23 protein-coding genes and 1 pseudogene are annotated in these 24,688 nt (G+C 70.4%); 22 read left to right on the top strand and 2 right to left on the bottom strand.

Annotated elements, in window-relative coordinates; genetic code table 11:
• Together N5D62_RS26780 and N5D62_RS26775 are read right to left on the bottom strand one after the other, a co-directional pair.
• On the bottom strand, positions 1-1,098 hold a 1,098-nt coding region (locus N5D62_RS26780), incomplete at its 3' end, for a ferritin-like domain-containing protein (protein ID WP_279761115.1).
• A gap of 135 nt (positions 1,099-1,233) precedes the next feature.
• Positions 1,234-2,208: a heme-binding protein gene (locus N5D62_RS26775; RefSeq protein ID WP_279761114.1), complete on the bottom strand. Its 975-nt coding sequence runs from the start codon at positions 2,206-2,208 to the stop codon at positions 1,234-1,236.
• Between the two features lie 296 nt (positions 2,209-2,504).
• Here N5D62_RS26775 and tssI (N5D62_RS26770) point away from each other — a divergent pair, with 296 nt between their 5' ends.
• The 22 genes and pseudogenes from tssI (N5D62_RS26770) to N5D62_RS26665 all read left to right on the top strand — a co-directional run.
• Positions 2,505-4,640, top strand: a complete 2,136-nt coding sequence (tssI, locus tag N5D62_RS26770; protein ID WP_279761113.1) for a type VI secretion system tip protein TssI/VgrG — start codon at positions 2,505-2,507, stop codon at positions 4,638-4,640.
• Position 4,641: 1 nt separating this feature from the next.
• Entirely contained in the window at positions 4,642-5,196 is a 555-nt protein-coding gene (locus N5D62_RS26765) for a hypothetical protein (protein WP_279761112.1), read from the top strand.
• A gap of 8 nt (positions 5,197-5,204) precedes the next feature.
• Positions 5,205-6,329 (top strand): DUF2169 domain-containing protein, encoded by a 1,125-nt coding sequence (locus N5D62_RS26760; RefSeq protein WP_279761110.1) that lies wholly within the window; start codon positions 5,205-5,207, stop codon positions 6,327-6,329.
• Positions 6,326-7,378: a hypothetical protein gene (locus tag N5D62_RS26755; protein ID WP_279761109.1), complete on the top strand. Its 1,053-nt coding sequence runs from the start codon at positions 6,326-6,328 to the stop codon at positions 7,376-7,378. Before N5D62_RS26760 ends, N5D62_RS26755 begins: the two co-directional genes overlap by 4 nt.
• 3 nt (positions 7,379-7,381) lie before the next feature.
• Positions 7,382-7,768: a DUF4150 domain-containing protein gene (locus N5D62_RS26750; RefSeq protein ID WP_279761108.1), complete on the top strand. Its 387-nt coding sequence runs from the start codon at positions 7,382-7,384 to the stop codon at positions 7,766-7,768.
• Between the two features lie 12 nt (positions 7,769-7,780).
• Positions 7,781-9,019, top strand: coding sequence for an HNH/endonuclease VII fold toxin-2 domain-containing protein (locus N5D62_RS26745; RefSeq protein WP_279761107.1), 1,239 nt, complete (start codon positions 7,781-7,783; stop codon positions 9,017-9,019).
• A gap of 9 nt (positions 9,020-9,028) precedes the next feature.
• Complete coding sequence (locus N5D62_RS26740; protein ID WP_279761106.1) at positions 9,029-10,066, top strand: hypothetical protein; 1,038 nt, start codon at positions 9,029-9,031, stop codon at positions 10,064-10,066.
• Positions 10,063-11,409: a hypothetical protein gene (locus N5D62_RS26735; protein WP_279761105.1), complete on the top strand. Its 1,347-nt coding sequence runs from the start codon at positions 10,063-10,065 to the stop codon at positions 11,407-11,409. The genes N5D62_RS26740 and N5D62_RS26735 overlap by 4 nt, the downstream gene beginning before the upstream one ends.
• Positions 11,406-11,843 (top strand): hypothetical protein, encoded by a 438-nt coding sequence (locus N5D62_RS26730; protein WP_279761104.1) that lies wholly within the window; start codon positions 11,406-11,408, stop codon positions 11,841-11,843. The genes N5D62_RS26735 and N5D62_RS26730 overlap by 4 nt, the downstream gene beginning before the upstream one ends.
• Positions 11,844-11,850: 7 nt before the next feature.
• Positions 11,851-12,945 (top strand): hypothetical protein, encoded by a 1,095-nt coding sequence (locus tag N5D62_RS26725; protein WP_279761103.1) that lies wholly within the window; start codon positions 11,851-11,853, stop codon positions 12,943-12,945.
• A gap of 40 nt (positions 12,946-12,985) precedes the next feature.
• A complete protein-coding gene (locus N5D62_RS26720; RefSeq protein WP_279761102.1) occupies positions 12,986-13,957 on the top strand; it encodes a hypothetical protein in 972 nt (323 codons plus the stop codon).
• A complete protein-coding gene (locus tag N5D62_RS26715) occupies positions 13,954-14,472 on the top strand; it encodes a hypothetical protein (RefSeq protein ID WP_279761101.1) in 519 nt (172 codons plus the stop codon). The genes N5D62_RS26720 and N5D62_RS26715 overlap by 4 nt, the downstream gene beginning before the upstream one ends.
• A 247-nt stretch (positions 14,473-14,719) precedes the next feature.
• A complete protein-coding gene (gene tssI, locus N5D62_RS26710) occupies positions 14,720-16,996 on the top strand; it encodes a type VI secretion system tip protein TssI/VgrG (protein ID WP_279761100.1) in 2,277 nt (758 codons plus the stop codon).
• Between the two features lie 29 nt (positions 16,997-17,025).
• Positions 17,026-17,478 carry a hypothetical protein gene (locus N5D62_RS26705; protein WP_279761099.1) on the top strand — a complete coding sequence of 151 codons (453 nt, stop codon included), beginning with the start codon at positions 17,026-17,028 and terminating at the stop codon, positions 17,476-17,478.
• Between the two features lie 17 nt (positions 17,479-17,495).
• Complete coding sequence (locus N5D62_RS26700) at positions 17,496-18,887, top strand: hypothetical protein (protein WP_279761098.1); 1,392 nt, start codon at positions 17,496-17,498, stop codon at positions 18,885-18,887.
• A gap of 14 nt (positions 18,888-18,901) precedes the next feature.
• The gene (locus N5D62_RS26695; protein WP_279761097.1) at positions 18,902-19,924 is read left to right on the top strand and encodes a DUF2169 domain-containing protein; all 1,023 of its coding nucleotides are present in this window, start codon (positions 18,902-18,904) and stop codon (positions 19,922-19,924) included.
• The gene (locus N5D62_RS26690) at positions 19,921-21,039 is read left to right on the top strand and encodes a hypothetical protein (protein WP_279761095.1); all 1,119 of its coding nucleotides are present in this window, start codon (positions 19,921-19,923) and stop codon (positions 21,037-21,039) included. The genes N5D62_RS26695 and N5D62_RS26690 overlap by 4 nt, the downstream gene beginning before the upstream one ends.
• Positions 21,036-21,407 (top strand): PAAR-like domain-containing protein, encoded by a 372-nt coding sequence (locus N5D62_RS26685; protein ID WP_279761094.1) that lies wholly within the window; start codon positions 21,036-21,038, stop codon positions 21,405-21,407. Before N5D62_RS26690 ends, N5D62_RS26685 begins: the two co-directional genes overlap by 4 nt.
• Before the next feature lie 6 nt (positions 21,408-21,413).
• Complete coding sequence (locus N5D62_RS26680) at positions 21,414-22,046, top strand: hypothetical protein (RefSeq protein WP_279761093.1); 633 nt, start codon at positions 21,414-21,416, stop codon at positions 22,044-22,046.
• A gap of 89 nt (positions 22,047-22,135) precedes the next feature.
• A complete protein-coding gene (locus N5D62_RS26675; RefSeq protein WP_279761091.1) occupies positions 22,136-23,092 on the top strand; it encodes a hypothetical protein in 957 nt (318 codons plus the stop codon).
• A gap of 16 nt (positions 23,093-23,108) precedes the next feature.
• On the top strand, positions 23,109-24,035 hold the full coding sequence (locus N5D62_RS26670; protein WP_279761089.1) for a type VI immunity family protein: 927 nt from the start codon (positions 23,109-23,111) through the stop codon (positions 24,033-24,035).
• A 140-nt stretch (positions 24,036-24,175) separates the two neighbouring features.
• Positions 24,176-24,688, top strand: a pseudogene (locus tag N5D62_RS26665) (hypothetical protein); the annotation flags it as partial.

The following is a 24,688-nucleotide window of genomic DNA, read 5'->3' as shown; positions in this document are numbered from 1 at the left end:
GCCCTCGCGGTACCGCCAGCACGGCGCGGCGTTGGGGCCGACCTTGCTGTCGCCGCCGACATGGGCCGGCGTGCTCATCAGCTGCACCGCCAGCGACGGCAGCACCGCGTGCATCAGGTTGAGCACGACGCTGAAGTAGGGATCGCCGCCGCCGGCCATGAAGGCCCGTTCGAAGGCATGCAGCATCAGGCTGTAGGCCTCGTCGAAGGTCGCGGCCAGGCGTTGCGCCTCCGGGTTGGTGAACTGCGACGCGTCGGGGTTGGACGTCATCGGCAGCGTCGCGGGGAAGGGCGACTGCGACAGCGAGATCTCGCGGAACTTGATGAAGTGGCTCAGCTCCAGCGGCGTGCCCAGGATCGGGCCGTAGGTGCCGTCGCTGCGGCGGCCGTAGTGGTTGTAGGCGCCGAAGGGCTCGGTGCTGTCCATCGGCTGGCCGTTGCGCGTGATGACGCCTTCGCCCTGCTGGACGATCTGCTGGATCGCGAACAGCGCCGCGTCGCGGTCGACGATCGGGCGGGTCTCGCCGCCGAAGGCGCCGATGTAGATGTCGGTGCGCTGGCGGCCTTCGCCGCCGGGATGCTGGAACGGGTCCTCGGGGCTTTGCAGGATGCCGTCGCGCAGCGCCAGGTAGAGCTGCGCGATGGTGTCGAAGTGGTCGTCCTGCGCTGGGGCGTCGGGCGGCGCCGGGCGTTCGATCGCGGCGTAGACGTTGGAGAACACCGCCGGCGAGGCCCGGAACAAGCCGATCATCGGCGTCGTCGCGGGATTGGCGCCAGGCATCGGGCCGGGATAGACCGGCGCGGCGCTGCCGGAGAACTTCGGCAGCGCGCCCAGGCCCACCACCAGGTTGGCCGCGAGGTTGAGGTGGAACATCTCCTCGATGACCACCGAGCGCAGCGTCTGGTAGGCGGCGCTGGCGGTGTCGGCGATCGAGTACATGCCGGTCAGGTAGACCGGGATGGTGGCGAACTCCACCTGCAGCGCCATCTGCGCCAGGCGTTGCAGGGTGGCGCGGTCGCCGGGGTGCTGGCGCAGCGTCCGGTGCAGTTCGCCGAAGCTCGGCGACGCCGGCGCGGCGCGGGGGGACAGGTCGGTCATGAGACCTCCTCGTGAAGGAGGGGACGGACGCGGCCACGCGGGCGGGCGGGCCGCGCCGGACGGCGTGCGGAAGGCGTCGGGAAGACGGCGGCGGCGGACGCGGGTCGCGGGCGGACCCGGCCCGCCCGGGCCGTGTCAGGGCTGCTTGATCAGCGTCGCGACCGAGATGTGCGGCCAGCTCAGGCCGTTGAAGTTCAGCAGCACGCGCTGCGTGTACTGCAGCTGCAGCTGCGTGCCGGCGGGCCCCTCGACCGTCTCGATCCAGAACACCGCGTCCACCTGCGCGGCGCGCGCGTTGGGACCGGCGGCGGGCGTGCCGGCGAGGAAGGCGGTGTCCGCCGTGCCGCCGCCGCAGGACGGCGGCGCGACCTGCGCGATCGAGGTCGAGAGCTGCATCGTCACCGTCGAGCTGATCTTCTGCCCGGTCAGCGCGTTGCGCAGCGCGGTGTTGGGGTCGTCGACCATCGCCTGCGTCACCGCGGGGATGTCGGAGGCCGCGGTGCGGAAGGCGCTGGGGGTGGCCAGGTTCGACTCGGGGAAGGGGATCTTCTGCCCCGGCTTGTCGATGACGAAGGGCGTGATGTCGGCCGCGCCGATCTCCGGGCCGCCGACGCTCACCTGCGAGGTGCCCTGCAGCGTGATCGAGCTGCCGTGCGGGATCGTGGCCAGGCGGGCGACGGTGGCGGGTTCGTTCGGGTTGGTGGTCAGCGGCACGCTGAGCCAGACGCCGGGCTCCAGGTGCAGCCCGACCGGCTGGCCGTCCGGCGACAGCGCGACCGCGTCGTTGATCTGCTGCAGGTAATGCAGGCCCCGCATGTTGATGTCGGCCTGGAGCAGGCCGCGGTTGGGGATCTCGCCCGGGATTTCCTCGAACTGGAGCGTCTCCGTCGTCTGGTTGAGCTCGAGGAACCGGTCCTGCGCCCCGGCGCCGTGGACCGGCCGCCAGATCTGGTTGAAGCCGGTGCCCTTCCAGCACCCGACCAGCAGCGCGAGCGCGCCGAGGGACGCGTCCTCCGTCGCCCGCAGGCTCCGGGCGAGGGTGTGCGTCGTCGAGGGGGACGCGTGATTGCTGCTCTGGATGCCTCCAAAGCGGAAATTCTTGAGATCCATGGAACTCCTCCTGGCGGACGTCCGCGCGGGCCCGACGCGCGTGACGGATGGCTGGGTTGTGATGTCGACCCGGTGCGGCTCGAAGGGAGGTGTCGGCCACGGCTCTCGTTGTGCGGCGCAGCGTAGTGCAGGGGGCGCCGGGGGGCATCCGCAACCTTGGGGACGCGGCGCGCCAGGGTGGCGGGGGCCGCGGCGGCGGGGGATTCCCGGCCGCATGTCGCCCAAAGTGACTTTCGCCTCTTTTGCGCGCGATAGGCGCCCTCTACTGTGCGCGGCAGGGAGAAGCAGCAAGAACTATGGCCTCACCGTTCCGCCTCAAGACCGCGTTGCCTGACGAGACCTTGCGCGTGCATTCGTGCGTGTCGCGCGAGGGCCTGAGCGACGCCGGAGACACCACGCTGACGCTGTTGAGCGAGCGCCGGGACATCCAGGGATACGACCTGCTGGGCAAGCCGGCCACGCTGACGGTGGCGCTGCGCGACGACGCGCCGCGCTACATCAGCGGCTACGTGACGCGCTTCGCGCAACGCGGCTTCGAAGGCAAGCACTGCGTCTACGAGATGCAGATCAAGCCCTGGCTGTGGCTGCTGACGCGCACCTCGGACTGCCGGATCTTCCAGGAGATGTCGGTCCCGGACATCGTCAAGCAGGTCTTCGAGGACCATCCGGTCGCCCGCTACGAATTCAAGCTGCTGCGCCCGTATCGCACCTGGAACTACTGCGTCCAGTACCGTGAGACCGATTTCAACTTCATCGCCCGGCTGCTGGAGCACGAGGGCATCTACTGGTACGTCGAGCACGACGAGAGCGGCCACAAGGTCATCCTGTGCGACTCGGCCAGCGGGCACGACGCGCGGCCGGGCTGCGAGTCGCTGCCGTTCTACGGCTCGGGCGCGCAGGCCGCGCCGCAGCTGGAGTACGTGCAGAGCTGGAACAGCGCGCAGTGCGTCAAGCCCGGCAAGGTCGTCATCACCGACTACGACTTCCAGCGGCCGTCGACGGCGCTGGAGACCACGCAGAGCCAGGAGCGGGACTACGACCTGTCCGACGGCGAGATCTTCGACTACCCGGGCGGCTACATCCAGTCGGGCGACGGCTCGCAGTACGTGGAGGACCGGCTCGACGAACTGCAGACCGCGTTCGAGAGCTTCGACGGCACGACCAACGCGCAGGGGGTCCAGACGGGCCATCTGCTGTCGCTGACGCGTCATCCGCGCGACCTGGAGAACGACGAGTACCTGGTCACCGGCACGGTGATGAGCCTGCAGCAGGCGGCCAACGAGTCGGGCTCGGGCGAGGCGGGGCTGCGCTGCAGCTTCACCTGCATCCCGTCGGCGCAGCAGTTCCGGCCGGCGCGGCGCACGCCCAAGCCGCTGGTGCCGGGTCCGCAGACGGCGATCGTGACCGGGCCGGCGGGCGAGGAGATCCACACCGACAAGTTCGGCCGGGTGAAGGTGCAGTTCCACTGGGACCGGCGCGGCAAGCGCGACGAGCGCAGCTCGTGCTGGGTGAGCGTGGCGCATCCGTGGGCGGGCTCGAACTTCGGCGGCATCCACATCCCGCGCATCGGCCAGGAGGTGATCGTCGGCTTCATCGAGGGCGATCCCGATGCGCCGATCATCATGGGCCGCACCTACAACGGCGAGAACCTGCCGCCGTGGGACCTGCCGGCCAACGCGACGCAGAGCGGCTTCCTGACGCGCTCGACCAAGGGCGGCAGCTACGGCAATGCCAACGCGATCCGCTTCGAGGACAAGCAGGGCGCGGAGCAGCTGTGGATCCACGCGGAGAAGAACCAGGACATCGAGGTCGAGAACGACGAGACGCACTGGGTCGGCCGCGACCGGACCAAGACGATCGACCGGCATGAGACGGTGTTCGTGAAGGGGAACCGGACGGAGACGGTGGATCTGGACGAGACGATCACGGTGCACCAGAACCGCAAGGAGCGGGTGGACCTGGACGAGACGATCTCGATCGGCATGAACCGCACCGAGGACGTCGGCATCAACGAGACGATCAGCATCGGGTCGAACCGCTCGGTGACGATCGGCGGCAACAAGACCGAGACGATCGCGATGGCCAAGGCCGAGACGATCGGGCTGGCCAAGGCGTTGACGATCGGGCTGGGGTACCAGACCTCGGTGGGCGCGATGATGAACACGACGGTCGGCGCGTTCCAGACGGCGCAGATCGGCCTGTACAAGAACACGATCGTCGGCAAGGACTACTCGATCAGCAGCGGCGCGGTGTACTCCGTCACCGCCAAGGACGAGATCCACCTGACCGTGGGCAAGGCCAACCTGACGATGAAGGCCGACGGGACCATCATCCTCAACGGCCACACGCTGAGCGTGGGCACCACCGGCGAGCAGACCTTCAAGGCCGACGGCGAGGTGACCGTCAAGGGCAAGAAGATCCTGGAGAACTGACGTGGAGCGAGTCGACTTGCCGGCGCCCGGCGCCGAACCGGCCGCGCAGGACGCGTCGCCTTTCCAGGCGCTGCTGGGCCAGGGCTCCCAGGCGGCGGCGATGCCGGCACCCGGGCAGGTCGTGATCGGCACGCTGCGGGCGGCGCCCGCGCAAGGCGTGGCCGGCGCGGCGCATGTGCCGGGCCTGGGCGTGGTGGGCGTGGCGCACAGCCTGGTGCCGCTGACCGCGGCGCAGGAAGGCCAGGGCGTGGCGCTGAGCGTCCTCGCGGGCGGCTCGGCGATCGTGCTGGGGCTGCTGTGGGAGGGCGCGGAAGCGGGTGCCGAGGCCGGGATCCGGGAACAGGCGCCCGTCATCGACCCGGAGCCGGAAGGGCTCGTCATCACGGTGGACGGCCATCGCGAGGTGATCGAGGCCGCCGATGAACTCGAGCTTCGCTGCGGCGAGGCCTGCATCGTGCTGACAGCCGATGGGCGCATCCAGCTGCGCGGGACCTACATCACCAGCCATGCGAGCGCGACCCAGCGGATCGTGGGTGGCTCGGTGCATGTGAACTGATCGCGACCATGCAGCTGCAAATCGGCTCCAAGCAGGTGGCCGCCGACATCTCGGTGGCCGTCGACGTCTCCGGACGGGAGCATCTGGTGGTGGTGGCGAAGTCCACCTGGAGCCTCCCCGAGGCCGGCCAGCGACCCCGGCCGTTGCCCCCTCAACCCCTGGTCGTGACCGACGAGTACTACGGCGAACCCGGCGAGAGCGCGATGCGCTACGGGTCCGACATGGTGCGGTTCAAGCCGCGCTGCGACGTGATCCTCGATGCCTGCGCGTACAGCGCGGATGGCCGGCCGGTCACCGAGCTGCTGGCGGGATTCGAGCTCGGGCCGCTGCGCAAGCAGCTGCGCGTGGACGGGGCACGTCGGTGGCAGCGCGTCGCGCAGGACAAGCCCGAGTTCAAGCTGAGCGAGCCCGAGCCCTTCACGCGCGTGCCGCTTCATTTCGGATTCGCCTTCGGCGGGTCGCGCTGGTACGCGCAAGGCCAGGATCGGCTGTGCGAGGCGCACCTGCACAACCCGGCCGGCGCGGGCTTCGCCGGCCAACGGACCGTCGAGCAGATGCATCTGCAGCCGGCCCATCAACTGGAACATCCGCAGCAGCCGGTGCGCCAACCGGGCGACCCCGTCGCGCCGCAGGCGCTGAGCGCGATCGGACGGCATTGGCTGCCACGGCGCCAGCATGCCGGCACCTATGACGAAGACTGGCAGCGGGACGTGTTTCCGCTGCTGCCGCTGGATTTCGACGAGCAGTTCCACCAGGTCGCTCCCGTCGATCAGCAGATGCCGTACCCCCGGGGGGGCGAGCCGGTGCGCCTGAGTCATCTGCTCCCCGGGCGGCCGGACGTGCGGTTCGCGATGCCGCGGCTGTCCGACCTCGGCGTGCGCATTCAACGCGACAACGACGCGCTCCAGGAACTGGACGTCGCGGCGGACACCGTGTTCCTCGAGCTCGAGCACGGACGCTTCAGCGTCGTCTGGCGCGCCAGCGTGCCGATTCGTCGCCACATCCGGGAAATCAAGGCGGTGCTGGTGGCGCCGCGTTCCAGCCTGGCCTGGATGCAACAGACCGGCCCGAACGCCGGCTGCTTCAGCTGCAACGAGGCCGGCGAACCCGCGCCCATCGAGGAGGCCCTGTGACGGCGTCGGATTCCAGGGCCGCGCTGCGCGTGGTGTCGGCGGGCCTGTGCTGCTCGCTGGGCTATCGGCTGGAGGCGGTCGAATGCGCCCTCCGCGCCCAGGTCGATGCCTTCTCCGAGAGCTATTTCCGGGCACCGGGCGGTCATGCCGTGCGGGTCGCGCGGCTGCCTGACGACGATGTCTGGGGCGCGCCGCGCAATGCGCGCTGGATGGACCTGGCCATTCGCGATTGCCTGAGGCAGGCGCCTGATCTCGATCCGCGTCGCACGGCGCTGGTCGCGGTGCTGGCCGAGCAGGAGCGCCCGCTGGCCGACCAGCGTCGTTTCGAGCAGGCGCTGGCCGTGGCGATGGAGACGGCGTCGCTGAAGGTCGAGGGACCGACGGCCGTGATCGCCCAGGGCAAGTCAGGCCTGGCCGCCGCATTGGAACTCGCGACCCGCTGGTTGTCCGATGCCACCCACCCGATCGACCACGTGCTGTTGTGCAGCGTCGATTCCCACCTTCACGCCGCCAACATCGACGCGCTGTTGAACGCTGAGCGCCTGCTGGTGCCAGGTCGTCCGGACGGCTTCATCCCGGGCGAGGCGGCGGCCTGCCTGCTGCTGGCTGCCGGCGACGAGCCGGCGCCAGGACTCGCGCTGCACGGGTGGGGGCAGGGCCAGGAGGACGGGCGTCCCGACGGCAGCGTGCCCAGCCGGGCGTTTGGGCTCAGCCAGGCCTTGCGGATGGCCTTCCAGCGCGCCGGCGTGACGCCTGCGGCGCTGCGCTTCCGGGTCAGCGACCAGAACGGCGAGGCCTTCTTCGCCCGGGAGGCCGCCAATGCGCTGACGCGGGTGTTCTTCGGTACCGAGGGGCCCGCGCGGCTGATCACCGTGGCGGACCTGCTCGGCGATGTCGGGGCTGCCACGGGGCCGGCGATGCTGGCGTATCTCTGGCAGGCGGCAGCGGTCGGACACGCGCCGGCCGGTGCCGGTTTTGTCCACCTGGCCGACGCCCATGGCGGGCGCGTCGCCGTGGTCATCCAAGGGGCCTCGGTCCAAGCGAGCTGAATCATGGAAACGCATGTCTACGCCAACGACAACGAGATCTGCTCCAAGGCCGCCGATGGCAAGGCCGTGGCCGGTCCCGATCCCTGCTGGAGCCCGCCGGCGCCGGCCGCGGGGCCGGTGGTGATTCCGTACACCAATACCGCGTTCGCGAAGAACCTGGCCAACGGGTCGTCCACCGTCTTCATCTGCGGCACGCCGCTGGCCTTGAAGGACAAGTCCTATCTGGAAAAGAGCACCGGGAACGAGCCGGCGACCTCGGCCTTCCAGAAGGGCGTGGCCACCGGCGTCATCAAGGGCAAGGCCTATTTCGTCGACTGGTCCGCGGACGTGAAGGTGGAGGGACTGAACGTCTGCCGCAACGTCGACCCGACCTGGCACAACTGCGCGTAAGGCCGGAGCACCATGGCCAATACGCCCACCACGGTTTATCTCGATACGTTCAATACCGCGCCGGCGTGCTTCAACGATCGCACCGACGTCAAGAACAAATGCGCCAAGAAGCCTGAAGAAAAGAAGAAGGAAGAAAAGAAGCGCCAGTCAGGCCTGCGTCGCGTCATCAAGAATGCGTTGAGCAGCGTCGACGAGGTCGGCCAGAAGATCTACGCCTACAAAAAGGGCTCTCCGTCCACCAATGAATGGATGGATGACCATTGCGATGGGTTGTGGGTCAAGCCGCAATTCAATGGCAAGAAGGATTTCCCGAAGGAATATGCCGAGTTCCAGAAGCGCATGGATAACCTGGAAACGACGGCAAGCTATTACCTGAAGAATCCGGGGAAGATCGCGGAGTCCGGTTACAAGCAGTTCGTCTCGCAGGCCATGCAGGAGCTTGGGCCTGACACGGTGATGGACATGGCCAAGAACAAGTTGGGGAAGGACCTCTTGTTTGCCTTGATCCCGACGGGCAAGGGAAAAGTGGTGCAGGGGCTGGGTCAGGCAGCCAAGGGGGGATATTCGATCAACAGCTACATGGATATGGCCGGTGAAATCGCGAGCAAGATTCGCAATCCGGCCACCCTTGAGCTGCTGGACGACATGAAGTTCCTTCTCTCGGAGCGCAAGGATGCGTTGATGAACGCGCTGGGCAATCGCGACGCGATGATGGCCGAAGCGTTGAGCATCGCCGCGGCGATGGACCCCTGCACCAAGGCGCGCAAGTGCATGCTGGTGCCGTATGACGCGAACAGCAAGCTGAACGTCCGCAAGGGCAATGGATGCTGTCCTGGGCAGACGGGGCACCACATCATTCCGAACACGGCGGTGGAGGGCTCCAAGTGCAATCGCAAGGAGAAAAACAACGCGGGTGTTCCGGTACAGAAGGACTATAGCTACGGCAGTGCGCCGACCATCTGTCTGGAAGGGCAGGACAATACTTACGGCACGCACGGTACCGCGCATGGCAAGCTTTCGAAGTCAATGCAGGGTTGGCGGGACAAGAAGGGAATGGATATTCCCTACACGGACATGCGCAATAAGTCCCTGGAAGCTGTCGAGCATGTGACGCATCATTGCAATCAGGAATGCCTGAAGGCGCAGCTGGATGCGTATTATCAGAACTGCGGTAAACTCAAGGCTTTGGCCGGCAGCAGTAGCGATCCGAAGCCTGAGAAGGGTGCCGACGGTGATGGCGATATTGGTTGAGGTATTTGAATGAAAAGCTTGATGACCCCGGAGGCCTTCAAGGCCAATATCGATGGTTTCAATATTGTCGATTGCGTCGTGCGGAGTCGGGAGATCCTGTATCTGCTGGGGCGCGAGGACTACACCAGCTGGCCGACGGAGAAGTGGGATCCGGAATCGATGCCGCCGCCGGCCGAGGACCAGATCCAGAAGCGCGTGTATCCCGTGATGCTGGAGAAGCCGGGCGACAAGATGTTCTCGAACATGAAGCTGACGGGATTCGATCTGGCGCAGATCGGCCTGAGCAGGTTCCCGAAGGAGCAATGCGTCGTGATGACCCTGGAAGGCGAGGTCTACGCCATGGGCAGCGGCGAGGCGGGGATCGAGGACAACCTCAAGTCCTGGCGCCTGGAGAAGGGGCCGCGCCGAGGCGGCGTCCACAAGATGCGCACCATCGACGGCTGGCTGTACTTCTGCATGGGCAACCGGGGCGTGGGCAAGCGGCTGGGCAAGAACGACTGGCTGCACTTCAACGACCAGATCCCGGACCCGCCCGAGGAAAGCAATTCCTTCGACGACATCGACGGGTTCAGCGAGTCGGACATCTACTGCGTGGGCAACGCGGGCAATGTCTGGCACTTCGACGGCAAGGCCTGGCGGCAGCTCGACTTCCCCAGCAACATCCACCTGGAGAGCGTGGTCTGTGCCGGCGACGGGCAGGTCTACATCAGCGGTGCGCAGGGCACGATCTTCAAGGGCCGGGGCCAGCGCTGGCAACGCATTCATGAAGGGTCGATGTCGCTGCCCTTCAAGGATCTGGTCTGGTACGAGGACCGGGTCTGGGCGACGTCCGATTACGGCGTCTGGCAGATCCACAACGACAAGCTCCAAAGCGCCGAGCTGCCCGATTACATCGGCAACTGCGCCGGCAACCTCTCGGTGGGCGATGGCGTGCTGCTGCTGGCCGGCTACGGCGGCGCGGCGTTCCTGCGCGACGGCAAGTGGACCAGGATCTTCAGCGCGGGCGCCATGCAGCAAGAGCTCAGCAAGCCGCGGACCAAGAAATGACGCTGGGCGAGCGGGGGGAGGGCGACGGCTTCCACGTGCCGGCCATCGTCAGGCGGCATGTCGAGGACGGCAGCTTCTATTGGCTGCAGATCGACGCGTGCGAGAGCCACACGGGACTCGGCGCTCGTCGCGCGCAGCACTTCTCGGGGCTGCTGCAGGCCCACCTCGATGGCTTGAGGGCCTCCGCGCCGGCGGCCGTGCCGCTGGCGTTGTCCGCGGTGCAGCGCTGGCGCAAGCCGGGCGAGGCCTTCGCCGCGTTGCACGCCGCCTTCGCGCTGCCCCCTGGTCCCGAGCAGGCGAAGGCCGTGCAGGCCGTGTTCACGGTCATCGCGCAGGCGCCAGACCTGCTGTTGCGCGGCGCCGTGTCCGCGCTCTCACGCCTGGCACCCGAGCAGGCCGAACCCTGGTTGCTTCAAGCCTTGCAGGGCGGCTCGGTGCCCCGTGTGGCCGCGCTGCGCGCCCATGCCCTGAACCGGCTGCCGGTCCCTGACTGGACGCAGCAGGCGCGGCACGAAAGCGCCTTCGTGCGCGCCGCCGCCTGCCGCGCCGCGCAGAAGGAGTCGCTGAGCGCGCTGCATGCGTTGCGCGATGACGACGACCTCGTCGTTCGCGCGGAGAGCATGCTGGCGTGGGCTCGTCTGGTGCCCGCGAGCGAGCGCGGCGTCGACGCGGTCGCCCAGGCGGCAGGCCTTCTGTGGCGCTGTGTGGTCGAACAGCTTCAGCATCTGGAGACGGCCACCGGCTGGAACCGTCTGCAGGCCCGCCGCCGCCTGGCGCGCTGGCTGCGTCATCTTGCGTGGATCGCGCCGCTGGGGCATCCCGGCGTGCCGCAGCTTCTCGCGCAATTGCCGCCGCGGCTGGCCTTGAGCTTCGTGCTGCATCACGGCGATCCGCGGCACCTGGCGTTCGTGCTGCGTGCCATGCGGCAGCCCGACTCTGCGCGATGGGCGCTCTGGGTCTGGCGTTGCCTGACCGGCGTCGACCCTTTGGCCGCAGGCCTGACCTTGCCGGACCCGCCTCCCGACCTCGATGCGCCGCTCAGCGAGGCTCAACAGGACTCGGACCACGGCTTGCCGTTGCCCGAGCCCGCGGCGGTGGCCGCGCATCCGGCCAATCGCATCGCACTGGCTGCCGGCGAGCGGCTGCTGATGGGCCAGCCCGTGCAGGCGCACGGCTTGCGCGCACTGCTGGATCCGGCGGCCGATCAACCGCAGGCCTTGCGCTTCGTGGCGGCGAATGCGTTGGCACAACTGCACCCGGCCTACGCGCTCAACCTGCGCGCCAGCCCCAAGGTGCAAGCCGAACAACTGGTCCGCATGGGCCTGGCGCCGCAAACGACATGAGCAAGATGGATCCTTGGCGCGATGCCGCCGCGCTGGCTCGACGGTTGGGCGCGCCCGGTGCCGAGCTGCTGGTGGTGTTGGGCGCCGAAAGCTGGTGCGACAAGTGCCGGCGGCTGAAGCCGGCCTTCGATGCGCTGGCTGTCGGGATGCCCGACCACGTGCTGTCCATGTGGCTGGACCTGGAGGATCACGCCGAGTTCCTGAATGGCTTCATTCCCCCGGACCTGCCGCTGCTCCTGCGATGGCGGCAAGGCGTGTGCATCCAAGCGGCGATCATTCAGGACATCACCCTCGATGCAGCCCCGGCCGACCGCGTCAAGCTCCAGCCGCTCGTGATGGAGGACACCCGACTGCTCGATCCGCATCAAGGCGAGTGGGTCGACTTGCCATTGCTCTGGTCGGAATTTGCCGCCGCGGACTGGGCCAGGGGTTGAAGGGTCAATGAAGACCCTGGTGACTGCGGACGACTCCGCGATCTTCGACCGCGATGCATGGCATCGCTTCATGTCCGGCTACTTCATCCGCGACTGCACGATCGGGTTCGAGGACGGCCGGCTTGGCTTCCTCCTGTATGAGGAAACGGAGGACCGGCCGATGGAGGAGGGCTTCCAGATCCGCATCCTGGCGATCAAGCTGGCCAATCCGATGGAGACCCGGTTCTTCTCGATGTCCGCCAACGGGTTGGGCGTGGGCGCGCAACTGTGCAGCGCCTGGGCGCCCCAGGACGCCGGGTTCGTCGGCGTGGGCATCGGGCTGGAGGTCTATGCGTACAAGCCCAAGGTCTACAAGGGCCGGGAGGATGACATTCCCTTCGAGGTCCGCAAGCTTCATCCCGAGGCCTACAGCGACTTCGGCGCCGCCGTTCTGAAGACCGCGCGCGTCGGGACGACCGTGTTTGCCGTCGGCGGCCCCCTGCGCCTGTTCGAGCGGGTCGGCGCGCAGCAGTGGAAGGAACACGCCGACATTCCTCTGCCCGTCGATATCGGCAGTGCCGATCGCGAGGTCGCGCTCGCCGCGATTGGCGATTCCTCCTTCCGCGACCTGGCCGGCCTGTCCGTGGAGGACATGTACGCCGTCGGCGACCGCGGCGCGGTGTGGCGCCGCCAGGAAGGCCGTTGGTCCCGATTGCCATTTCCCGGCAGCCAGCGTCTGAACACGGTCTCGGTGACGCCTGACGGGACGGTCTACGTCACCGATCTTCGCGGCTCGGTCTGGCGCGGGCGCGACCTGGCGTGGGAGCTCATCGTCGAGGCCGACAACGCGATGCCGTACCAGGACGCCGCCTGGTTCAAGGGACGCTTGTACTGCGCGAACGACTCGGCCGGATGCTTCGTGCTCGAGGATGGCGCGATGGTCGCCGCCCATCGAGCGAAGAGAGATCCAATGCCCGTGGCGACGGCCATGCATGCGCATCGACTGGACGTGGCGCCAGATGGGCAGCGGCTGTTGATCGCCGGCATGCATGGCGCGTCGATGTACGACGGAAAGACCTGGCAACGCCTGTTCGATGGCGAGCCGCCTGTCGATCGAACGTGAACTGGCGACCCAGAGCCTCCAGGCAACGATCCATCGACCAATGACGCCATCCTCCTTCACCCCCGCGTCGGCCAGCGACCTGCGCCGCGATCACCCCATCCCCGATCACATCCCCGACACCGCGACCTTCCTGGTCCACGCCGGCGACCTCCGCATCGAGGGCGACCTCGTGCTCGATTGGAAGCATTGGCAGGGCAACCCCTCGGTGCCTGCCTCGCTCGCCGGGCTGCTCATCACCGGATCCCTCCACCTCACCGGCGCCCTCATCAACGCCGACCCCGATGCCGGCGTCGCGCTGATCGTCCGCGGCGGCGTCACCGCGCGCCAGGCCAGTTGCGGCGGCGCCTACATCCGCATCGACGGCGAGCTGTCGGTGGAGGAGGTCGTCTACGCGCACTACAACGACGGCGAACTGCATCTGCGCGGCGGCCTGCGCGCGAAGGCCCTGATCCGCGACGACCACTTCGTCGGTCTCGGCGGCCCGGCGCAAGGGTTCCCCTCCGGCAAGCTCCCGGTCATCGACCTGCTCGAACAGCGCGACCCCGAGGACGACGAACGCCTGCCCAAGGCGCTGAAGAAGCTGCTCGGCAACTCCGTGCTGGGCCTGTCCGCCGTCCGCGACGGCCTCGCGCGCTGCGTCCCGCCCGCCGAGCTGTCCCAACCGCAGACCCCGGAGCAATGGCGCGACGTCGTCTGGCAGGACGTCAACGCCCTTCGCAAGCTCCCCAAGCCGCTGCGCACCGAGGCGACCTACCTGCTGATGCTGGCGCCGGCCTGTCCGCTGCGGCCGCTCGAAGTCGGCGAGCTCCTGGCGGCGATTCCCGCGGCGGCACTGACCGAGGCCGTCCGGCTCGCCGCCTTCATGCGCTCGCCCAAGAGCCTGCTGCGCCTGCCCATGACCTTCGACCTGCCCACGGAGTACGCCCGCTGCCTGGCCGCCGTGCCGTCGCAGGATCCGTATTGGGCCGAGGTGCCGGAATCCCTCCGGCCGGGGTATCGTCCCACCCCATGACCACCGCTCCCATCCTCCCGCTGCCCGAACTCCACCAGCTGCTGGGCCTCACCGAGGTCGATCCGCCGCTGATCGCCGCCTTGCTCGCGCACGCGCCCCCCGCCGGCACGCCGGCCCCGACCGAGCTCTCGCAGAAGCGCAAGAAGGAGATCCGCGCCGGCTTCGTGCTGCTCAAGGATGTCGGCGTCGTGATGGCCTTCTCCCCCCGCGAGGCGCACGCCGTCGACCACGGCGAGCCGCTGGGCCCTGGCACCCACGTGCTCAGCGCGCTCTTCTATTACCCCGAGGGCAGCGAGGAAGTCGAGCCCTACCAGGGCGACGCCCCCTTCGCCGCCGGCCCCGTCGAGGACCGCGACGCCGCGCTCGCCGCCTACGGCGCGCCCTCCGACGGCGAGGAGGACGACGGCGTCACCGAGTGGGAGCAATGGCAGGTCGACGGCCGCGAACTCACCGCCGACTACGCCGACGACGGCGCCGTGCTGACCATCACCGTCTCCCTGCCGGCCGCCCCCTGACCCCGCGCCGGCCGCGCCGGCTCGGGCCGGCCCCGGCAGTCCGGCCTGTAACCGCGCGAACGCGGCCCGCCGCACCGAGCCGCCCGCGCGGCCCCTGGCGCGTCACCCACACCGGTGACAGCCGCCCCGCGCTGATTCACCCCTTTACAAGCCTCCCCGCCGCGAATGACTTTGGTCGCTTCCGGCGCTCCTCGCACCGGCCTACCGTGAAGCTCCGATCGATCAGGTCCGCCTTCACGGTCCGCCCATGGCTGCACCTTTCCGCCTCAAATCCCCCCTTGCCGACGACGTCCTGCGCGTCCACGCCTGCTCGTCGCGCGAGGCGTTGAGCGAGCTCGGCGAGACCACGCTGACGCTGCTCAGCGAACGCAAGGACGTCCGCGCGTCCGAGCTGCTCGGCAAGTCCGCCACGCTCACCATGGCCCTGCGCGACGACGGCCCGCGCCACCTCTCGGGCTACGTCACGCGCTTCGCGCAGACCGGCTTCGAGGGCAAGCACACCGTCTACCAGATGACGCTGCGCCCCTGGCTCTGGCTGCTCACCCGCACCGCGGACTGCCGCATCTTCCAGGAGATGACCGTCCCGGACATCGTCAAGGCGGTCTTCGACGACCACCCGGTCGCGCGCCACGAGTTCAAGCTCATGCGCGCCTACCGGCCCTGGACCTACTGCGTCCAGTACCGCGAGACCGACTTCAACTTCGTCGCCCGGCTGCTCGAGAACGAGGGCATCTACTGGTACTTCACCCATGACGAGGGCGGCCACACGCTGGTGCTGACCGACGCCGCCTCCGCCCACGACTGCGCCCCGGGCTGCGAGTCGCTGCCGTTCTACGGCGGCGCCGGCAACGCGCCGCCCGAGCTCGAGTACGTCGACGCCTGGGTCATGCAGGAGAGCCTCAAGCCCGGCAAGGTCGTCATCACCGACTTCGACTTCGAGCGCCCCTCCACCTCGCTGCAGACGCAGCAGGACCGCGCCCGCGACTACGACCTGTCCGACGGCGAGGTGTTCGACTACCCGGGCGGCTACCTGCAGTCCGCCGACGGCAGCCAGTACGCCGAGGACCGGCTCGACGAGATCCAGTCCGCCTACGCCCGGTACGACGGCGACACCAACGCGCAGGGCGTGTGCACCGGCCACCTGCTGTCGCTGGAGCGCCACCCGCGCGACGACCAGAACGCCAAGTACCTGGTCACCGGCACAACCGTGCAGCTGCGCCAGGCCTCGACCGAATCGGCCTCCGGCGAGTCCGAGCTGCGCTGCCGCTTCAGCGCCATCCCGGCCGACCAGCAGTTCCGCCCCGAGCGCCGCACGCCCAAGCCGATGGCCCCGGGACCGCAGACCGCCATCGTCACCGGCCCGTCGGGCGAGGAGATCTTCACCGACAAGTACGGCCGGGTGAAGGTGCAATTCCACTGGGACCGCCGCGGCCAGCGCAACGAGACCAGCTCCTGCTGGATCCGCGTCTCGCAGCCCTGGGCCGGCAAGGGCTGGGGCGGCGTGTCCATCCCGCGCATCGGCCAGGAAGTCGTCGTCGACTTCGTCGAGGGCGACCCGGACCAGCCGCTGATCACCGGCCGCGTCTACAACGCCGAGCAGATGCCGCCCTACGGCCTGCCCGCCGCCGCCGTCATCAGCGGCATCAAGTCCAAGACCCACAAGGGCGCCGGCTACAACGAGCTGTCGATGGACGACACCGCCGGCAAGGAAATGATCACGATCCACGGCCAGTACGACATGGCCACGACGATCGAGCACGACCAGTCCTCCACCATCCACAACAACCGCACCGACACCGTCGACGTCGACGACTCGGAGACGGTCGGCAACAACCAGACGCAGTCGGTCGGCGTGGACCAGTCGATCACCATCGGCTCGAACCAGACGATGACCGTCGGTTCCAACCGCAGCAAGACCGTCGGCGTCGACGAGACGCTGACCATCGGCGCCAACCAGGTCGAGAGCATCGGCGCCACGCGCACGCTGACCGTCGGCTCGGCCGACACGCAGAGCTTCGGCAGCACGCAGACGATCAGCGTCTCGCTGGTCAAGACAGAGACCATCGGCGCGGCCTACGCGCTGACCGTCGGCGCGGCGATGAACCACGCCGTCGGCGCGGCGCTGATGCAGGAAGTCGGCGGCGCCAAGATCGTGGCCGTCGGCGGGCTCAGCTCGGAACAGGTCGGCGTCAGCAAGTCGGTCTCCGCCGGCACCAACATGAGCCACCAGTCCGGCGCCAAGATGAGCCACAAGGCCGGCGCCAGCTACTCGGCCCAGGCCGGCTCGACGATGAGCTTCCAGTCCGGCGGCGACTACAGCGTCAACACCAAGGCCAAGGGCGGCATCGAGGCCGCCTCCGAACTGGTGCTCAAGTGCGGCGCCGCGCAGCTGATCCTCAAGAGCAGCGGCGACATCACGCTCAAGGGCGCCAGCATCACGATCCAGGGCACCGGCAAGATCAACGTGAAGGCGGGGGGCGACCTCAACCTCAAGGGCTCGCCCAACATCAATCAGAACAGCTGACCACGCTGAGAACCGCTGAAGGAGCCGCGATGTCCCATCCCTTCGATCTCGCTCCGCTGATCGGACAACCGCAGACGCTGTGCCGCGGCGAAGTCGCCGGCATCGACGACGAAGGCCGCCTGCGCGTCACCATTCCCGGCGGCCTGACGCTGCGCTGCGAGCTGCTGCAGCCCGACACGCCCGGCACCGCCTGCGCCGGCGGCGACGCGGTGCTGGTCTGGCAGGACGGCGCCGGCGGCGGCGTGGTGCTGGGCCGCATCGGCCGCCAGGCGCCCGCGCCGCAGCCGGTCGCCGACGCGGCGGCCCTGGCCGCGCGGCCCGAGACGCTGCTGCTCGAGGCCCGCGGCGACATCGTGCTGCGCAACGGCCAGTCCCGGCTGCGCCTGGGCGCCGACGGCGACGTGGAGATCGTCTGCACCAGCTTCGCCACGCGCAGCCGCCGGCTGCTGCGGCTGCTGGCGCCGATGATCAAGATGAACTGAACGGGACAGGCGTCGCCATGATCGCGATCGACCGGCCGGTGCTGCTGGACGCGGACACGCTCGGCGCCGGCGCGCCGTCGCTGCGCGTGCCCGCCCAGCCGGGCTGGCGCGCGGGCTGGCCGGCGGCGGAGGACGGCGCGCCGGCCTTCGACGGCGGCGGCACCGCCGGCTTCCGGCGCCGCGCGGCGGAGGAATGCCTGGACCTGGCCGCGGTGCTGCGGGCCTATCGCGCGCCGCAGCCCGAGGAACACTGGCGCACGCCGCAGGACGCCGAGCGGCGCCTGCTGGCGCAACTGAACGCGATCGTCGGCCTGGGCGCGGACGCGCTGGACCGGATCGCCGACCTCGCCATCGACCCCGACCTGCCGGATCCCGGCCGCGTCTTCGCCGCGCTGCTGGTGCTGGGCTGCGTGGCCGGCGACCGCTGGACCGATGCCATGCGGCGTGTCTTCACGACGGCCGTGGGCCGGCATCCGGAGGAGGGCGCCGCCGCGATCGAGGCGATGTCGCTGTCGCCGCGCGCCGACCTGGCCGAGTGGATGGCGCCGCTGCTGCGCCACGAGACACCGGCGCTGCGCGCCGCCGCCGCGCGCGTGCTGGCCTACCGCTGGGAGTTGTCCGAGGACGCGTGGGCCGCGGCGATGCGCGACGCCGATGCGCAGGTCGTCGAGGCCGCGCTGGGCGCCCCGGCGCACCAGTTCGATCCGGCGCGCTGCGAGCCGCTGCTACTGGCGGCGGCCCGCTCGCCCGCCGAGCCGGTCGCGCGCGCGGCCTTGCGGTGGGGCGCGGCCTTGCGGCTGCCGGCGCTGCACGGCGAGGCGGCACGGATCGCCTCGGGCGATGCCGGCTGGGCCGGCGCGCCGCTGGCGCTGGCGATGCATGGCCATCCGGGCGACGCGCTGGTGCTGCGCGCGATGCTGCGCCACGCGGGCCGCTGGCACGCGGTGCGCGCCGCCGGCACGCTCGGCCTGCCGGGCCTGATCCCCGATCTGCTGGCGCTGCACGACGACCCCTTGCGCAGCGACGAGGAACGCCGCCTGGCGGCGCAGGCGCTGACGGCGATCTCGGGCCGGGCGCCCACCGGCACCGAGGCCGCCTGGTGGCGCCGCGTCGCCGCCGAGGCGCCCGCCGACCGTCGCCTGCGCGGCGGCCGGCCGCTGAACGCCACCGTGCTGCTGGACCAATTGCGCGGCCCCGGCTGGTGGCGCGCGGGACGGCAGGACCAGTACCTGGAGCTCGTCGCCGCCTCGCGCGGCGCGGTGCCGCGCTTCAACGCCTTCGATTTCGTCGCGGTGCAGGACGACGCGCTGCGTCGCATCGCCGAGGCCCTGGCCTCGCCGCGCGAGCGCGCGTCCGCCATCGCGGGACCGGCCTCGGCGGCGACCCGGGCCGTCCCCGCGCCGCATTGAGCGATCGAGCGCCCATGGACGAGCCGGCCTTCTACAACCACAGCGGTCACCATGCCCAGGTGCTGCCGATCCTCGACCGCGACGGGGCCGAGGCCCGCATCGTGCTGGTCAAGGCGAGCTACGACATCGTGCCCGGCGTCGGGTTGCGGCCGGCCGAGACGCCGCGCGAGATCCGCATGGGCGACGAGCCCTGGGGCGATCCCGACATCGCGGACCTGCGCCTGCCGGCCGACTACGGCCTGCCCAAGCCCGGCACCGACTTCGTGCTGAGCGGCCATGCCGTGCCGCCGGCCGGCCCGGCGGCGACGCGCATGGACGTCGGCATCCGCGTGCGCGACCACATCAAGCTGCTGCAGGTGCATGGGCCGCGTGTCTGGGAACGCCGCTTCGGCGGCGTCGGCCCGGGCGAGAGCGGACCGCTGGAACGCACGCCGCTGGCCTGGTCGCGGGCCTATGGGGGCTCGGACTTCAGCGATCCCTCGCGGCCGCTGGAGGACGCGCGCAACCCGGTGGGCAGCGGCGTGTGCCGCCATCCCGAGACCCTGGTCGGCCGGCCCGCGCCGCAGATCGAGACGCCCGGCGAGCCGATCACGTCCGCCGGCGGCCGCCACACGCCGGCCGGTTGCGCGCCGCTGGGCCGCCACTTCGCGCCGCGCCGCGACAGCGCCGGCACGCACGACGCGGCCTGGATGTCCGGCACCTATCCCGCCCGGCCCGCCGACTACCGCGCCGAGCATGAACACTGCGCCGCGCCGGGCCTGGTCTTCGACCAGCCGCTGCGGGGCGGCGAGCCGGTGCGCATCGCCGGCGTGCACCCCGAGGCGGTGCTCGACTTCGCGCTGCCCAAGCGGCTGCTGCGCATCGACGCGGTGATCGACGGCCATGCCGACGCGCGCCGGCCGCACCTGGACACGGTCGTCGTGGACAGCGACGCGCTGGTGCTGGAGCTGGTGTGGCGCGCGGTCTTCCGCTGCCCGTCGAAGATGCGGCGCCGTTTCACCTCGATCACGGTGCAGTCCAAGGAGTACGTCGAATGACCGTGTCCCAGAGAACCGCCGGCTGGCGCGCCGGCCTGGCCCATGCCGAGGCGGCCACCTGCCTGGGCGAGACCCTGGCGGAGACCGCGCTGCTGCTGCGCGCCGGGCTGTCGGGCGTCGGCCCGTCGGACTTCATCGACGCCGACGGCCGCCGCGTGATGGCCTGCGCGTCGCCGGCGCTGCCGCCGGACCTGCCGGCGCGCGAGCGGATGCTGGCGCTGGCGGTGCATGCGCTGAACGGCGTCCATCGGCGCCGCGCCGCGGCCGCGCCGGCGAAGTCGTCCAAGCCGCCGATCCTGCTGATCGGGCTGCCGATGCGCTTCGCGCTGGAACCGCAGAGCTACGAGCTCAATGTCGCCGGGCGCGATTTCGTGCAGCGGCTCGCGGCGGCGCTGCCGCCGGGCTGGTCCGGCGCGGACATCGAGGCCTTCCCCTTCGGCCGCGCCGCCGGCGCGATCGCGATGGCGCGGGCGCTGCAGCTGGCGGAATCGCGGCGCGACGTGATCTGGGGCGGCGTCGACAGCCTGCTGCATTGGCCGACGCTGGAGGCGCTGCAGCAGCGCGACCGGCTGCTGACGCTGGAGAACATCGATGGCGTGCGCCCCGGCGAGGCCGCGGCCTTCGCGATGGTGACGCCGGTGGCGCGCGAGGACGGCTGGGTCGCCGGGCTGGGGCTGGGACGCGAGGCATCGCCGGTCGGCTCCGAGGCGCCGTGCCGCTCGGACGGCTTCGCGCAGGCGCTGGAGGCGGCGGTCGAGCCGTTGCGCGCGGCCGGACGGCGTTGCGCGTTGTGGGCGCTGGACGCGTCGCACGAACGCCATGCGACGCGCGAGGTGCAGAACGTCATCGCGCGCTTCGGCGACGTGCTGGACCCCGGCACCGACCTGCGGCTGCCGCTCAAGGAGCTGGGCGATGTCGGCGCGGCGGCGCTGCCGCTGATGGCGGCGCTGGTGCTGCAGGACTGGGCGCACGGCGTGGCCAACGACGAGCTGGCGGTGCTCGCCGCGGGCTCGGACGACGGCGCGCGCGGCGCGCTGCTGCTGGCGGCGCACGATCCGGCGGCGGCCGCGGGCGCCTGGCGCCGCGAGGCCGCGCTGCAGGAGGAGACGGCGTGAGCGTCAACGCGAATTTCCGCGAGGTGGCGGGCGAGAGCACCGGCCACGCGATCGTCTACATGAACCCCAGCGTCTGCCTGACGCCGGCGGCGCCGAGTCCCGTGCCGATCCCGTATCCGATCATGACGCCGGCGGGCTCGGGCAAGCTCGACGGCGACACCCGCGGCGTGAAGATCGGCGGCAAGCCGACCTTCCACGTCGACGCGGTGGTGCACGACTGCGTCGGCAACCAGCCCGGGTCGCAGAAGGAGGTCGTCAGCCACAAGACGGGCTCGACGGCGTTCATCATCGACGGCAGCCCCAACGTCAAGTTCGAAGGCAAATCGGTGGTCTACACCGGCAGTTCGGGCATGGGCAACCAGATGTGAGCGGCCATGGGCACCAGCGCGGCGATGGTCCAGTTGAAGGTGGTGAAGGCCGGCGGCGCCGGCTCTCCCGCCGACATGAAGTGCTCGGAGATCCTGGCCTGCTTCGATCCGCCGATCGAGTTCGGCTCGCACTCGCAGATGGTGGGCTCCAAGACGGGCTACCAGGCGGAGCACGTGATCCCGACCTCGGCCATGCATGACCTGGGCCGCGGCGGAACCAAGTTTCCCGGCTGCGAGGGCTACAGCACCGGCGGCGCGCTCACCTTCATGGCCGGCGACGGCCAGACCGAAGGCTTCGAGCACAAGATCCTGACCGACCAGATGCGCAAGTTCTCGCAGCAGAACGACCTGGTCAACCGCAACGCCCCGATGAAGGAGTGGCTGCAGGAATACAAGCAGGGCGCCAAGGAGGCGCTGGACGTCGGTAGGCCCCCGCGCACGATCAACCGGCCCGACCTGGACCGGGACGCGCTCATCGACGCGGCGGCCGAGTGCATCACGCTGGCGGCGGCGGAGTCCTTCGCCAACCTGGACAAGCCGATCAAGCCGGAGACGCCGCTGCGCAATCCCTGGCCCGCCACCCAGGAGCAGATCAAGGCGGCCGCGCGCGGCCTGGGCCGCGGCGGCGGCGCGCCGTAAGCAACGGAAACAGCAGCGGTCGCCGGCGGGGCGGGGGACCTCGACCGCCCTCGAACTGGCGACACTAGCGATCTTTGAAGGAGTGCCACTTGCAGCAGGAAATCAACCAGGTCGTGGAGACGGCGGACGGCCTCGTCTTCATGACCATCGTGTACCCGCCGGAGGACATCGCCAGCGCGATCGGCAACGTCTATCGCATCCCGGCGGAGCGCGAGTCCGAGGACCTGCCGACGCAGCTGCTGGCCACCAACGACACGCTGCGCGTGCTGTGGGCGTCGCCGTCGGGCCACCTGTGGGTCGGCAGCGCGGACGGGCGCGTCGGCACCACGGCGCCGGTGGGCTGGGGCGCGCCGGGCGGCGGCCTGGAGTACCAGACGCTGGCCGGGCCGGCCTGGTCGGCCACGGCGCTGCCGCGGCTGCGCAACGAAGGCATCGCGCCGAACGTGACCGCGATCTGGGGCAGTGGCGACGACGACGTGCATGTCGGCACGCATGGCGGCCACCTGTACCACTGGGACGGCAAGGCCTGGACGCAGACCCGCGACGGCGACGGCACCGGCTACCAGACCATCCGCGCGGTGCGCGGCCAGGGGCGCGACGACGTCTTCGCGGTCGGCGCGCGCGGCACGCTGCTGCACTTCGACGGCGCGGGCTGGCGCAACCTGCCGGTGCCCGGCGGTCCCAACGGCGGCGACGCGCTCAACGGCATCGCCTGCCTGGACGACGGCACGACGCTGATCTGCGCCACCGGCGACCAGGGCCGGCTGCTGCACGGCAACGCGCAGGGCTTCACCGAGCTGGGACGCTATGCCGTCCAGCTGGTCGACATCGCCGCGGTCGGCGACCGGGTGGTGTTCGCGACCGGCAACGGCGTGGCGGAGCTGTCCGGCCGCGACGTGCGGATGATCAAGGAGACCTTCCAGACCTCGGCGGCGATCGCCGGACGAGGCCGCGCGTTCTTCACCGAGCCGGCCGCGCCGGGGCCGCAGTTCATCGAGCTGGACCCGCGCAACGCCGAGGCGCCGTGGTGGCGCTACACCTTCTGAGCCCGCCGGGACGGTCATGAGCATCGCCTTGCAGACGCTGATGGAAGTCGCCCGGGCGAGCGCCCAGGTCGACGTGCGTCTGAAGCTGGCGGTGTTCGTGCGCGGCTCGCTGAGCCGGCAGGACCTGGATCCGAACGCGCTGTGGGAGCTGCTGCGCGAGCAGCCCTTCGCGTCGCACCTGAACCGCTTCCGCCGCGGCGCCGACACCCAGTGGCGGCTGCCGCCGTCGCAGGGCTCCGGCCGCATCTGGGCGCGGCGCGCCGGCGTGGATCCGGCCGCCTGCGTCGAGTTCGCCGGCGACGGCGGCGCGGGCCGCCAGGCGATGTCGCTGAAGATCGCCGACCTGTCGCTCGCGCTCGGCATGGAACGCGCGAGCCACCTGGTCTTCGAGTTCCCGGACGACGCGTCCAACCGCCAGATCGCCGAGATCGCGCGCTGGGTCAGTTCCCACGTGCCGGTGCTGTGGGGCACCGGCGGCTGGTGCTTCGACGTGGCCGGCGGCTCGCCGCACGCGGCGGCGCGGTCCATCGTGGCGCTGGCGCGGCGCTGCTGGGCGATCCAGATCCTGGAGACCTCGGCGCTGCAGTGGGAGGCGCTGCGCGGCATGCCGGGCGTCAACTGGCTCACGCTGATCGGCGACGCCTTCGCCACCGACCGGGGGCTCGATCCCGCGGCGCTGGCCGCGCTGGCCGGGCCGGAGCTGTTCCATCACCGGGGGCGCGGCGTGACGATGCTGGCCGCCGGCGCGGCGCCGACGCGCGGCGACATCCATGCCGACGATTCATTGGCACCGTTGGTGCAGGTCGCGCAGGCGCTGGCGCCGGCCTTGCTGACGAGTTGCGCGCCGATGTTCGGCGGCCTCGCGGACGAGGACCTGATGGGTGCCTGGCTGCGGCGTTTCCTCGAGCCGCAGCGCTGGCTGCAGACCGATCCGGACGATTGAGCGCGACGGCGCCGGCACCGCCGGCGCCCGGGCCCGTGTCGCCTAGCGCATCCCCCGGATGACTTTCGTTCATTGCCCCCGATCCCCGTGACACGGACCATTCGGGCTTGGCGGCGATCCTCGCCGCGGCGAGGCGTTCGATGTCACGATCAGAAGGTAATCCCCGCTCGGCCAAGCCGGGCAACGCACCGGCCGACGCCGACGATCCGACGCTCGATCCGGACGCGACACGCATCGTCCCCGCGCCGTTGCCCTCCGGCGCCGCGCCGCTGGACAAGATGCCGCCGATCACCGCGGCCAACCGCGCCACGCCGCCCGCCGCGCCCGAACCCGACCACGACGACGGCCCCGAGACCGTGCAGCACGAGCGCGAGGTCAGCTTCATCGACCCCACGTTCCCCGACACCTTCTCGATGCGCGCCGGCCGCAAGCCCGCCGACATCCCCGTCGACAACGACCACACCGTCATCGTGCCGGCCTCGCAGCTGAGTCCGCGCGCGCCTGACGCCGCCAAGCCCGCGCCCGCCGTTCCTGCCACGCCCGCCGCCGCGCCGACACCCGCCGAGCCCGCGCCCCAGGCCGCCGCCGAGGCGCCCGCGCCCGTGGCCGAGAAAGCCGCGCCCGCATCGTCGCCATCGCCCGCGCCATTCGAC

This window comes from Mitsuaria sp. GD03876 (genome assembly GCF_029840635.1).
Lineage (GTDB): Bacteria > Pseudomonadota > Gammaproteobacteria > Burkholderiales > Burkholderiaceae_C > Roseateles.
Note: the sequence above shows the minus strand (reverse complement) of the source record. Positions and strands in the feature narration are given on the sequence as shown.

What these genes read in the sequence shown, in the direction of transcription:
- N5D62_RS26720 (WP_279761102.1), top strand. Translation starts at nt 12,986, where the DNA reads ATGACGCCATCCTCCTTCACCCCCGCGTCGGCCAGCGACCTGCGCCGC.
- N5D62_RS26760 (WP_279761110.1), top strand. Translation starts at nt 5,205, where the DNA reads ATGCAGCTGCAAATCGGCTCCAAGCAGGTGGCCGCCGACATCTCGGTG.
- N5D62_RS26745 (WP_279761107.1), top strand. Translation starts at nt 7,781, where the DNA reads ATGGCCAATACGCCCACCACGGTTTATCTCGATACGTTCAATACCGCG.
- N5D62_RS26740 (WP_279761106.1), top strand. Translation starts at nt 9,029, where the DNA reads ATGAAAAGCTTGATGACCCCGGAGGCCTTCAAGGCCAATATCGATGGT.
- N5D62_RS26705 (WP_279761099.1), top strand. Translation starts at nt 17,026, where the DNA reads ATGTCCCATCCCTTCGATCTCGCTCCGCTGATCGGACAACCGCAGACG.
- N5D62_RS26700 (WP_279761098.1), top strand. Translation starts at nt 17,496, where the DNA reads ATGATCGCGATCGACCGGCCGGTGCTGCTGGACGCGGACACGCTCGGC.
- N5D62_RS26730 (WP_279761104.1), top strand. Translation starts at nt 11,406, where the DNA reads ATGAGCAAGATGGATCCTTGGCGCGATGCCGCCGCGCTGGCTCGACGG.
- N5D62_RS26680 (WP_279761093.1), top strand. Translation starts at nt 21,414, where the DNA reads ATGGGCACCAGCGCGGCGATGGTCCAGTTGAAGGTGGTGAAGGCCGGC.
- N5D62_RS26670 (WP_279761089.1), top strand. Translation starts at nt 23,109, where the DNA reads ATGAGCATCGCCTTGCAGACGCTGATGGAAGTCGCCCGGGCGAGCGCC.
- N5D62_RS26725 (WP_279761103.1), top strand. Translation starts at nt 11,851, where the DNA reads ATGAAGACCCTGGTGACTGCGGACGACTCCGCGATCTTCGACCGCGAT.
- N5D62_RS26750 (WP_279761108.1), top strand. Translation starts at nt 7,382, where the DNA reads ATGGAAACGCATGTCTACGCCAACGACAACGAGATCTGCTCCAAGGCC.
- tssI (WP_279761113.1), top strand. Translation starts at nt 2,505, where the DNA reads ATGGCCTCACCGTTCCGCCTCAAGACCGCGTTGCCTGACGAGACCTTG.
- N5D62_RS26690 (WP_279761095.1), top strand. Translation starts at nt 19,921, where the DNA reads ATGACCGTGTCCCAGAGAACCGCCGGCTGGCGCGCCGGCCTGGCCCAT.
- N5D62_RS26695 (WP_279761097.1), top strand. Translation starts at nt 18,902, where the DNA reads ATGGACGAGCCGGCCTTCTACAACCACAGCGGTCACCATGCCCAGGTG.
- N5D62_RS26775 (WP_279761114.1), bottom strand. Translation starts at nt 2,208, where the DNA reads ATGGATCTCAAGAATTTCCGCTTTGGAGGCATCCAGAGCAGCAATCAC.
- tssI (WP_279761100.1), top strand. Translation starts at nt 14,720, where the DNA reads ATGGCTGCACCTTTCCGCCTCAAATCCCCCCTTGCCGACGACGTCCTG.
- N5D62_RS26735 (WP_279761105.1), top strand. Translation starts at nt 10,063, where the DNA reads ATGACGCTGGGCGAGCGGGGGGAGGGCGACGGCTTCCACGTGCCGGCC.
- N5D62_RS26715 (WP_279761101.1), top strand. Translation starts at nt 13,954, where the DNA reads ATGACCACCGCTCCCATCCTCCCGCTGCCCGAACTCCACCAGCTGCTG.